The sequence below is a fragment of the Nocardioides sp. genome, assembly GCF_035703625.1.
Lineage (GTDB): Bacteria > Actinomycetota > Actinomycetes > Propionibacteriales > Nocardioidaceae > Nocardioides.
The window spans coordinates 1-11,334 of the sequence record NZ_DASSXS010000217.1 but is presented as its reverse complement, the minus strand read 5'-3'; the positions used below and the strand labels follow the sequence as shown (position 1 = coordinate 11,334).

The window sequence follows — 11,334 nt, the reverse complement described above, 5'->3', positions numbered from 1 at the left end:
CCCCCGCGCCTGCCGCGCCAACCACCCGGCTCGGCGGAAGACCCGGGTGAGAGAATGCCGCCGTGCCAGCCGCCGATCCCGCCGTCGAAGTCGACGGTCTGGTGATGCGATACGGCGACAAGGTCGCCGTCGACGGACTGTCGCTGGCGGTCGAGCGGGCCTCCATCACCGCCGTCCTCGGACCGAACGGCGCCGGGAAGACGACGACGCTGGAGACCTGTGAGGGCTACCGGCAGCCCCAGCAGGGGTCGGTCCGGGTGCTCGGGCTCGACCCCGTGCGGGACCGCCGGGACCTGCTGCCGCGGATCGGCGTCATGCTCCAGGACGGAGGAGCATGGAGCGGCGTACGGGCCATGGAGATGCTGCGCCACGTGGCACGCCTGCACGCCCACCCTCTCGATGTGGACCTGCTGGGCGAGCGGCTCGGCCTCGGCGACTGCGGCAGCACGCCGTACCGCCGGCTGTCGGGGGGCCAGCAGCAGCGCCTGGGGCTGGCCATGGCCCTGGTCGGCCGCCCCGAGATCGTCTTCGTCGACGAGCCCACGGCCGGCATGGACCCGAAGGCGCGGCGCGGGACGTGGGAGCTGCTCGAGGAGCTCCGGGCCAGCGGGGTCACCGTGGTGCTCACGACCCACTACATGGACGAGGCCGAACGCCTCGCCGACCGGATCCACATCATCGACCGCGGTCGGCTGATCGCCACCGGTACCGCGCTCGAGCTGACCCGCGGCAGCGCGGACCGGCGGCCGACGGCGACCATCCGGCTGATCGTCAGCAGGCCGTTCCCGCCCGGAGCCCCGGAGTCGCTGCGCCGCGCGCTCGGCGACCTGACCGAGGTCACCCAGCTCGACGAGGTCAGCCTGCTGGTGACCGGCCCGGCCGACGCCTCCACCCTGGCGAACATCTCCGGCTGGTGCCAGGAGCACGGCGTGCTGCCGGAGTCGCTCACCCTGGGCCAGCGCACCCTCGAGGACGTCTTCCTGCAACTGACCGGGCGGGAGCTCTCGGCATGAGCGACACCTTCACTCCTCGTCCCGGAGCCGCGCCGCTCTCCCGGATGGTCGCCGCCCAGGCCCTCATGGAGTCCCGGCTGATGGTGCGCAACGGTGAGCAGCTGCTCCTCGCCGTGGTCATCCCCGTGATCGTGCTGGTCGCGGGCGTCAAGGGGACCAAGGCGCTCGACATCCAGTTCCAGCACGCGTCGGTCGACGTGTTCACTCCCGGGGTCCTCGCCCTGGCGGTGATGTCGACCGCCTTCACCTCGCTGGCGATCACCACCGGATTCGAGCGGCGGTACGGCGTCATCAAGCGGCTCGGTTCCTCACCCCTGCCCCGGTCCGGCCTCCTCGCGGGCAAGGTGTGCTCCCTGCTGCTGGTCGAGCTGGCCCAGATGGTGGTCATCGGATCGGTGGCGCTGGCGTTGGGCTGGGACCCCGATCCGAGCCTGGTGGCGACGTTCCTGACGGTCGTCCTGGGCACGGCGGCGTTCGCCTCCCTCGGCCTGTTCGTCGCCGGGGTGCTGCGCGCCGAGGCCACGCTCGCGGCCGCCAACCTGGTCTACCTGCTGCTGATGGCCGGCGGCGCCGTCGTCGTGCCCTCGGTCGCGTACGGCGCCTTCGGCGACCTCGTGCGTTGGCTGCCCTCCGGGGCACTCGGCGACGCCATGCGCGACGCCCTGATCCGCGACACGATCGCCTGGACCGACCTGCTCGTGCTGCTCGCGTGGGCGGTGCTCGGCACCTTCCTCACCGCACGGACGTTCCGGTGGGAGTGAGCACCGACATGCCGCGAGCGCTCCGGCCGCTGGCCTGGGCCACGCTCGTGGCCAACTGCGTCCTCGTCGTCACCGGTGGAGCCGTCCGGCTGACCGGCTCCGGCCTGGGCTGTCCGACCTGGCCACGCTGCACCGACCGGTCCTTCCGCCCCCACGGCGCGCTCGACGTCCACGAGGCCATCGAGTTCGGCAACCGGATGCTCACCTTCGTGCTGGTGGCGATCGCGGTGGCCACCCTCGTGACCGCCTGCGTCGCGGCTGTGCGGACCGGCCGCGCCGAGCTGGCGATCCTCGCGCTGCTGCTGGCGCTGGGCATTCCCGCCCAGGCGGTCATCGGCGGCGTGACCGTGCTGACCGACCTCAATCCGTGGGTCGTGTCCCTGCACCTGCTGTGTTCCCTGGCGATCATCGGGCTCGCGGTGCTGTTCCTGTGGCGCCTCGATCGCCCGTCCCCGCTGCCACGGAGGGGGCCCGACGTGACCCTCGCCTGGCTGACGTTCGGGGCCGGCTGGCTGGTGCTGGTCGTCGGCACGGTGGTGACCGGCTCCGGGCCGCACGCCGGTGACGCCGACTCACCGCGCAACGATCTGAACCCGCTCCAGGTGAGCCAGCTCCACGCGGACCTGGTGTTCCTGTTCGTCGGGCTCACGGCCGGGCTGCTGTTCGCGGTCCGGGCCGCGGGCCGGTCGCCGGCCGTGCGGCACGCCGTACTCGTCCTGCTCGGCGTGGAGCTCGCGCAGGGGACGATCGGCTTCGTTCAGTACTTCACCGACCTGCCGGTGGTGCTGGTCGGCTTCCACCTGCTGGGCGCCGCCCTGGTCTCCGCCACGGCGGCCTGGACGCTGCTGGCGGTCCGCGAGGAGCCCTCGCACGAAAAGAGGACGACGGCCGGCCCGCACCCCCGTGGACAGGCCCTACCGTCGTCCTCGTACTGATATACGCCATCCGGGGCGAACTGGTTGCCCGAACGCACAGAAATTTTGCTTTGCGCGCCGACTCGCGCGCGCAACCGGGGTCAACCGGTGAGCAGCGGGTCCAGCGCGACCGCGACGAAGAGCAGCGAGAGGTAGAGGTTCGAGGAGTGGAACAGCCGCATCGGCTGGATCACGCTGAGGTCCTCGGTGCCGGCCGACCGGCGCCACATCCGATGGGCCTCGACCAGGAAGACCGCACCCAGCACGGCGGCGGCCAGCGGATAGAAGGCTCCGGTGCCGGCCACCGGCCAGAGCAGCAGCGAGGTGGCCACCATCACCCAGCTATAGGCCACGATCTGGCGCGCCACCACCCGGGCCGGGGCCACGACCGGGAGCATCGGCACCTCGACGTTGGCGTAGTCCTCTCGGTAGCGCAGGGCCAGGGCCCAGGTGTGCGGCGGGGTCCAGAAGAACACCACCGCGAACAGCACCACCGGCACCCACGACAGCGCGCCGGTGACCGCGGTCCAGCCGATCAGCGCGGGGAAGCAGCCCGCCAGGCCTCCCCAGACGATGTTCTGGGTGGTCCGCCGCTTCAGGACCATGGTGTAGACGAGCACGTAGAACGCGTTCGCCAGCACCGACAACCCCGCGGAGAGCCAGTTGACCCAGACCGCGAGCACCACCGTCGACACCACGCCCAACGTGAGGCCGAAGATCAGCGCCGCACGCGGGGAGACGATGTGGCGTGGAAGTGCCCGTCTGCGGGTACGGCGCATCTGCTCGTCGATGTCTCGGTCGTAGACACAGTTGAGCGCGGAGGCCGAACCCGCCGAGAGCGTGCCGCCGACGACCGTGGCGACGACCAGCCCGAGCTCGGGAATGCCCCGGGCGGCGAAGAACATGACCGGCACGGTGGTGAGGAGGAGCAGCTCGATGACCCGGGGCTTCGTCAGACCGACGTACGCCGCCACGACGTCGCCGGCGGTCGCGCGGGCCGGTTCCGGCTGCGAGACAGCGGAGGCCGGCTGGCCGACGTACGTCACGAATGGTTCCTCGGTGGAGAGGCGGCTGAGTGCGGGTCGCAGTCTATCCGGCGGAATGAGTAGGCTCGAAGCCGACGCCGAGACGATGACCGGCCCCTGCCCGGCACCGTGAAAGGAACCTCGTGACCACACTCGACTGGACCGAGATCGACGACAAGGCGGTGGACACGATCCGGGTCCTGGCCATGGACGCGGTGCAGAAGGTCGGCAACGGCCATCCGGGGACCGCCATGAGCCTCGCTCCGGCGGCCTACCTGCTGTTCCAGAAGGTCATGCGGCACAACCCCGCGGACCCGCACTGGCCCGGGCGCGACCGGTTCGTGCTCTCGGCCGGCCACTCGTCGCTCACCCTCTACCTCCAGCTCTTCCTGGGCGGCTGGGGGCTCGAGCTCGACGACATCAAGGCGCTGCGCACCTGGGGCAGCAAGACCCCCGGGCACCCGGAGTACGGCCACACGGCGGGTGTCGAGACCACCACCGGCCCGCTGGGGCAGGGCATCGGCAACGCGGTCGGCATGGCCATGGCCGCCCGCCGCGAGCGCGGGATGCTCGACCCGAACGCCGACGAGGGCACCTCGCCGTTCGACCACCAGATCTACGCCATCTGCAGCGACGGCGACATCGAGGAGGGCGTCAGCGCCGAGGCCTCGGCGATCGCCGGCGTTCAGCAGCTCGGCAACCTCACCGTGATCTACGACGCCAACCGGATCTCGATCGAGGACAACACCGACATCGCACTGGCCGAGGACGTCGGCAAGCGCTACGAGGCCTACGGCTGGCACGTGCAGACCGTCGACTGGACCCACGACGAGACCAAGTACGTCGAGGACGTCCCCGCCCTCCACGAGGCGATCCGCAAGGCGAACGCCGTCACCGACCGGCCCAGCTTCATCGTGCTCCGCACGATCATCGCCTGGCCCGCACCGTCGGCCCAGAACACCGGCAAGTCGCACGGCTCCGCCCTCGGCGAGGACGAGGTGGCCGCGACCAAGCGGGTCCTCGGCTTCGACACCGACCAGACGTTCGAGGTGCCGCCGGGGGTTCTCGAGCACACCCGGCAGGCGGTCGAGCGTGGCAAGGCCGCCCAGGCCGAGTGGGACGAGGCCTTCCGGCACTGGACCACGAAGCCGTCGGCCGACGTCGCGCTCTTCGAGCGGCTCCAGACCCGCACCCTCCCGCAGGGCTGGGCCGACCAGCTGCCGACGTTCGAGGCCGGGAAGGACGTCGCGACCCGCAAGGCGTCGGGTGCTGTCATCAACGCGATCGCGGCCAAGGTCCCCGAGCTGTGGGGTGGGTCGGCCGACCTCGCCGAGTCCAACAACACCACGATCACGGACGCACCGTCGTTCCTGCCGAAGGACCGCTCCACGAAGATGTGGCAGGGCGACCCGCTGGCCGGACGGGTGCTGCACTTCGGCATCCGTGAGCACGCCATGGGCGCGATCCTCAACGGCATCGCGGTGCACGGCGGCACCCGCCCCTTCGGCGGTACGTTCCTCACCTTCTCCGACTACATGCGGCCCGCGGTCCGCCTGGCGGCGCTGATGAAGCTGCCGGTCACCTACGTCTGGACCCACGACTCGATCGGGCTGGGCGAGGACGGCCCCACCCACCAGCCCATCGAGCACCTCGCCGCGCTGCGGGCGATCCCCGGCCTCGACGTCGTCCGGCCGGGCGACGCCAACGAGGTGACCGCCTGCTGGCAGGCGGTCCTCGAGCACACCGACCGGCCCGCCGGGCTGGCGCTCAGCCGGCAGAACCTGCCCGTGTACCCCCGCGGCGAGGACGGCTTCTCGGACACCTCGAACGTCCACCGCGGCGGCTACGTGCTGCTGGACACCGAAGGCGGGCTGCCCGACGTGGTCATCATCGCCACCGGCTCGGAGCTCCAGCTGGCGGTGGCCGCCAGGACCTTGCTCGCGGACGACGGCGTACGGGCCCGCGTGGTCTCGATGCCGTGCCGTGAGTGGTTCGACGAGCAGGAGGTGTCCTACCGGGAGACCGTGATCCCGCCGACCGTCAAGGCCCGGGTGTCCGTCGAGGCCGGCGTCGCCCAGGGGTGGCGCGAGCTGGTCGGCGACCACGGACGGATCGTGTCCATCGAGCAGTACGGCCAGTCCGCGGAGTTCTCACGGATCTTCACCGAGTACGGCCTCACCGCCGACGCCGTCGCGTCGGCGGCCCACGACAGCATCGCGGGGGCCACCGGCTGAGCCGACGGCACCCGACCGACAGGGAGGAACGCATGAGCGAACGACTGAAGGCACTCACCGAGGCCGGGGTCTCGATCTGGCTGGACGACTTGTCCCGGGAGCGGATCGAGACCGGCAACCTCGCCGACCTGGTCAAGCACAAGTCGGTGGTCGGGGTGACCACCAACCCGACGATCTTCGCGGCGGCCATCTCCGACGGCGAGAGGTACGACGACGAGGTCCGCGCGCGGGTGGCCGCCGGCGACGACGTGGACAGGGTCGTCTTCGGGCTCACCACCAGTGACGTGCAGGCCGCCTGCGACGTCCTCCGGCCGACGTACGACGCGACCGGGGGCGTCGACGGACGGGTCTCGATCGAGGTCGCCCCCACCCTGGCGTTCGACACCGACGCGACCCTGGCCTCCGCCCGCGAGCTGTGGACCGCGGTCGACCGGGACAACCTGTTCATCAAGATCCCGGCCACGACCGAGGGCGCCCCGGCCATCACCGACGCCCTCGCCGACGGGATCAGCGTCAACGTCACCCTGATCTTCGGACTCGGTCGCTACGCCAACGTGATGGAGGCCTACGTCGCCGGGCTGGAGAAGGCGCTCGCGAACGGCAAGGACCTGTCGCGGATCCACTCCGTGGCGTCCTTCTTCGTCTCCCGGGTGGACACCGAGATCGACCGTCGCCTCGAGGAGATCGCCGACAAGAACGGCAACGGCGACGACGTGCTCGCGCTGCGCGGCAAGGCCGGGGTCGCCAACGCGCGGCTCGCCTACCGCGACTACCAGAAGTTCTTCGAGGGCGAACGGTGGGCGAAGCTCGCCGAGGCCGGCGCCAACACCCAGCGCCCGCTGTGGGCCTCGACCGGCGTCAAGAACCCCGACTACGACGACACCATGTACGTCGGCGAGCTCGTGGTCGCCAACACCGTCAACACGATGCCCGAGAAGACGCTGGAGGCCTTCGCCGACCACGGCAGGGTCGACGGCGACCAGGTGACCACCCGCTACGACCATGCGCAGCAGGTGATGGACGACCTGGCCGCGGTCGGCATCGACTACGACGACGTGATCGCGACCCTCGAGCAGGAGGGAGTCGAGAAGTTCGAGAAGTCGTGGCAGGAGCTGCTCGACACCGTCTCGGATCAGATGGACTCGGCCAAGGCATGACTGAGACGGCCTGGAACACCGCCAAGGGAGCGGGGTTCGAGCTGTTCTTCGGCTATCCCGACGAGTCCACCTACGCCAGGGCCGTCGAGCAGCTCGTGGCCGACGAGGTCGCCAGTGGCATCGCGCGGCAGGACCCGGCGCTCTGGGGACCGGCCGCCGAGGACGAGGCCGGCAAGCGGCTGGCCTGGGTGGATCTGCCCGAGAGGTCCAGGTCGCTCGTCACCGAGATCTCCACGCTGGAGGTGGAGCTCAGGGAGCAGGGTCTGTCGAGGATCGTCCTGTGCGGCATGGGTGGCTCGTCCCTGGCCCCCGAGGTCATCTGCGCCGCCGCGGGCGTGGAGCTCGTGGTGCTGGACTCCTCCGACCCCGACTTCGTCCGCAGCGCGCTGGAGGACCGCCTGGCCGACACCGTGGTCGTCGTCTCCTCCAAGTCCGGGGGCACGGTCGAGACCGACAGCCAGCGCCGGGCGTTCGAGAAGGCCTTCCGCGACGTCGGGATCGACCCGGCCGAGCGCATCGTCGTGGTGACCGATCCCGGCTCCCCCCTGGCGGGCCTGGCCGAGGAAGCGGGCTACCGGGTCTTCCTCGCCGATCCCGACGTCGGCGGCCGCTACTCCGCGCTGACCGCCTTCGGACTGGTGCCCAGCGGTCTGGCCGGCGCCGACGTCTCCGACCTCCTCGAGAAGGCGGACCGGATGCGGACCGCTCTCGAGGCCGACTCGGTCGACAATCCCGGACTGCGGCTCGGCGCGCTGCTGGGCGTCGCCAACGCCGCCGGGGTGGACAAGCTGGTGCTCGCCGACGCCGGATCGTCGTACGCCGGACTCGGCGACTGGGCCGAGCAGCTGATCGCGGAGTCCACCGGCAAGGAGGACAAGGGCATCCTGCCGGTGGTGGTCGACTCGTTCGAGGCGCCCAACTTCTCCCCCAGCACACCCGACGAGGTCCTGGGGACCTACGGGCCGGAGCCCGCGCTGGAGTCCGTCCGACCGGCCTCGGGGTTCGGCGTCTCGGTCGATGCCCCGCTCGGTGCCCAGCTGCTGCTGTGGGAGTACGCCACCGCCGTCGCCGGCCGGATGATCGGGATCAACCCCTTCGACCAGCCCGACGTGGAGAGCGCCAAGGCCGCCGCGCGGGAGATGCTCGACGGCGGCGCGTCCGAACCGGTCCCCGTGTTCGAGGACGGACCGGTCACCGTCTACGCCTCCGGGTCGTGGCTTCCCGAGGGCACCGACAGCGTCGAGGCCGCGGTCAGTGCGCTTCTCGACCAGCTCGACCCCGGCCACGGCTACGTCGCCGTGCAGGCCTACCTCGACCGGCACCGGGACGCGGCGCTCGCGTCCGTCCGGGACGCGCTGGCCACCAGGACCGGGCGGCCCGTCACGTTCGGGTGGGGACCCCGGTTCCTGCACTCCACCGGCCAGTACCACAAGGGTGGACCGCCCACCGGGGTCTACCTCCAGGTGACTGGGCAGCCCGAGGCGGACCTGGCCGTCCCGGACCGGCCGTTCACGTTCCACGAGTTCCTGACCGCCCAGGCCGTCGGCGACGGCCAGGTGCTCGCGGACCAGGGCCGCCCCGTTCTCCGCCTGCACGTGTCGAGCCCGGCCGACCTGGCCGACGTACAGAAGGCGCTGGCGTGACCAGGCGGGCCATGGAGAACGGGAACCCGCTCCGGGACCCGGCAGATCGCCGGATGCCGCGGATCGCCGGCCCCTGCGGCATGGTGATCTTCGGCGTCACCGGCGACCTGTCCAGGCGCAAGGTGATGCCCGCGATCTACGACCTGGCCAACCGCGGGCTGCTGCCCCCGGGGTTCAGCGTGGTCGGGTTCGCGCGGCGCGACTGGGTGGACCAGGACTTCGCCCAGATCGTCCACGACTCGGTCAAGGCACACGCGCGGACCGAGTTCCGCGAGGAGGTCTGGCGCCAGCTCGCCGAGGGGATCCGCTTCGTGCAGGGCGACTTCTCCGACGACCTCGCCTTCGAGAAGCTGCGGCACACCATCGAGGAGCTCGACGAGGTCCGCGGCACCGGCGGCAACCACGCCTTCTATCTCGCCATCCCACCGGGCTTCTTCGGCGACGCGGTCGGCCAGCTCAAGGAGCACGGACTGGTCGACCCGGCCGATGAGTCGTGGCGCCGCGTGGTGATCGAGAAGCCCTTCGGCCACGACCTGGAGTCCGCGCGAGAGCTGAACCGGATGATCGACCAGGTGTTCCCGCCGGAGTCGATCTTCAGGATCGACCACTACCTCGGCAAGGAGACGGTGCAGAACATCCTCGCGATGCGCTTCGCGAACGCGATGTTCGAGCCCATCTGGAACAGCAACTACGTCGACCACGTGCAGATCACGATGGCCGAGGACCTCGGCATCGGCGGTCGCGCCGGCTACTACGACGGCATCGGGGCCGCGCGCGACGTGATCCAGAACCACCTGCTCCAGCTGATGGCGCTGGTGGCGATGGAGGAGCCGACGTCGTTCGACGCCGAGAGCCTGCGCCTGGAGAAGCAGAAGGTGCTGCGGAGCGTGGTGCTCCCCCGCCGGCTCGACCTCAACACCGCCCGCGGCCAGTACGCGCCGGGTTGGGCCGGTGGCGCGCAGGTGCCCGGCTTCCTCGACGAGGAGGGCATCGGGCCATCCTCGACCACCGAGACCTACGCGGCCATCCGCCTCGACGTCGAGACCCGGCGCTGGGCGGGCGTGCCGTTCTACCTGCGCACCGGCAAGCGGCTGGGACGGCGGGTCACCGAGGTGGCAGTGGTGTTCAAGCGTGCGCCGCACCAGCCGTTCAGTGCCGTCTCCACCGAGGAGCTCACCCACAACACCCTCGTGATCCGGATCCAGCCCGACGAGGGCATGACGCTGCGGTTCGGCTCCAAGGTGCCCGGCACCCAGATGGAGATCCGCGACGTGAGCATGGACTTCGCCTACGGCGGCACCTTCACCGAGGCCAGCCCGGAGGCCTACGAGCGGCTGATCCTCGACGTGCTGCTCGGCGACCCGCCGCTGTTCCCGCAGCACGAGGAGGTCGAGCTCTCCTGGCAGATCCTCGACCCGATCCTGGACCACTGGGACCGGCAGGACCGGACGGGGAAGGGCAAGCCCGAGCAGTACGCGTCCGGCGGCTGGGGTCCCGAGTCGGCGGACAAGATGCTGGCCCGGGACGGCCGGGCCTGGAGGCGGCCATGACCACCCGGATGATCGAGCTCGTCGACACCAACTCCTCGCAGATCGCGGCCGAGTTCGTCCGCGCCAGGCTGCGGGCCGGCAGTCCCGCGATGGGGATGGTGATGACCCTCATCATCGTCGTGCCCGAGGACCATGCGGAGGCGGCGATGGACGCCGCCCGGCAGGCGTCCAAGGAGCATCCGGCGCGGGTGCTCGGGGTCATCCTCGGCGACGGTCGGGGGGCTTCGCAGGTCAACGCCCAGGTCGGCACGGGAGCCGGGTGGACCGGCGAGACCGCGCTGATCCGGCTCAAGGGCGAGGTCGTCAGGCACGCGGAGTCCGTCGTGCTCCCGCTGCTGCTGCCGGACTCCCCCGTGGCCATCTGGTGGGCCATCGACGCACCGGAGGACCCGGCCAGCGACCCGTTGGGCGCGCTCGCCAAGCGCCGGATCACCGACGCAGCGGCCACGACCCGCGGCAAGACCAAGGCGATGGAGACGCAGTGCGCGTCGTACGCCCCGGGCAACACCGACCTCGCCTGGACCCGGATCACCCCCTGGCGCGCCCTGCTGGCGGCCGCCCTCGACCAGCACCGGGTCAAGGTGACCGGGGCGTCCGTGACCGCCGAGCGGATCAGCCCCAGCGCCGACCTGCTGGCCACGTGGCTCGGCGACCGGCTCCGCGTGGACGTCGCGCGCACGAGCTCCCAGGGCCCCGGCATCACCGAGGTCGTCCTCGAGACGAGGGCCGGCCCGATCCGGCTGTCGCGCCCGGACGGCAAGCTCGCGACGTTCTCCTCCCCGGACCAGCCGGACCGGCCCGTGGCGCTGAAGCGGCGGGACCTCCCGGAGCTGCTCGGCGAGGAGCTCCGGCGCCTCGACGAGGACGAGGTCTACGCGGCGACGGTACGGCGACTGGCCGCACGCCGGCCGAGCTCAGCGTGAACGCACCACGGATCGAGGTGCACGACGACGCGCCGGCGCTTGCCACGGCCGTGGCCGGCGCGCTGGTGTCGCGCCTCGCTGCAGCCCAGGCCGTGGGGCGGCAGCCGCACGTGG

The 11,334-nt window shown here is 71.4% G+C and carries 9 protein-coding genes; 8 read left to right on the top strand and 1 reads right to left on the bottom strand.

What is annotated here, in order from left to right; all coding sequences use genetic code 11:
• Positions 1-62: 62 nt before the first annotated feature.
• Genes VFN12_RS11130 through VFN12_RS11120 form a run of 3 tightly spaced genes read left to right on the top strand, consistent with a single transcriptional unit; the run spans position 63 to position 2,709 of the window.
• Positions 63-1,013, top strand: coding sequence for an ABC transporter ATP-binding protein (locus tag VFN12_RS11130; protein ID WP_325118747.1), 951 nt, complete (start codon positions 63-65; stop codon positions 1,011-1,013).
• Positions 1,010-1,774 carry an ABC transporter permease gene (locus tag VFN12_RS11125; RefSeq protein ID WP_325118746.1) on the top strand — a complete coding sequence of 255 codons (765 nt, stop codon included), beginning with the start codon at positions 1,010-1,012 and terminating at the stop codon, positions 1,772-1,774. The genes VFN12_RS11130 and VFN12_RS11125 overlap by 4 nt, the downstream gene beginning before the upstream one ends.
• Positions 1,771-2,709 (top strand): COX15/CtaA family protein, encoded by a 939-nt coding sequence (locus VFN12_RS11120; RefSeq protein WP_325118745.1) that lies wholly within the window; start codon positions 1,771-1,773, stop codon positions 2,707-2,709. Before VFN12_RS11125 ends, VFN12_RS11120 begins: the two co-directional genes overlap by 4 nt.
• 80 nt (positions 2,710-2,789) lie before the next feature.
• Here the strand turns inward: VFN12_RS11120 and VFN12_RS11115 are convergent, their stop codons facing one another.
• Positions 2,790-3,734: a heme o synthase gene (locus VFN12_RS11115; RefSeq protein ID WP_325118744.1), complete on the bottom strand. Its 945-nt coding sequence runs from the start codon at positions 3,732-3,734 to the stop codon at positions 2,790-2,792.
• Positions 3,735-3,856: 122 nt separating this feature from the next.
• Between VFN12_RS11115 and tkt the strand changes: the two genes are divergently transcribed.
• From tkt to VFN12_RS11090, 5 genes are read left to right on the top strand one after another with little or no spacing between them, the layout of a single operon-like run.
• Complete coding sequence (gene tkt / locus VFN12_RS11110; RefSeq protein ID WP_325118743.1) at positions 3,857-5,947, top strand: transketolase; 2,091 nt, start codon at positions 3,857-3,859, stop codon at positions 5,945-5,947.
• A gap of 32 nt (positions 5,948-5,979) precedes the next feature.
• Complete coding sequence (gene tal, locus VFN12_RS11105; RefSeq protein WP_325118741.1) at positions 5,980-7,104, top strand: transaldolase; 1,125 nt, start codon at positions 5,980-5,982, stop codon at positions 7,102-7,104.
• Positions 7,101-8,747: a glucose-6-phosphate isomerase gene (locus tag VFN12_RS11100; protein ID WP_325118740.1), complete on the top strand. Its 1,647-nt coding sequence runs from the start codon at positions 7,101-7,103 to the stop codon at positions 8,745-8,747. Before tal ends, VFN12_RS11100 begins: the two co-directional genes overlap by 4 nt.
• 11 nt (positions 8,748-8,758) lie before the next feature.
• On the top strand, positions 8,759-10,297 hold the full coding sequence (gene zwf / locus VFN12_RS11095; RefSeq protein WP_325118748.1) for a glucose-6-phosphate dehydrogenase: 1,539 nt from the start codon (positions 8,759-8,761) through the stop codon (positions 10,295-10,297).
• Positions 10,294-11,220, top strand: coding sequence for a glucose-6-phosphate dehydrogenase assembly protein OpcA (locus VFN12_RS11090; RefSeq protein ID WP_325118739.1), 927 nt, complete (start codon positions 10,294-10,296; stop codon positions 11,218-11,220). Before zwf ends, VFN12_RS11090 begins: the two co-directional genes overlap by 4 nt.
• The last annotated feature ends 114 nt before the right edge of the window (positions 11,221-11,334 follow it).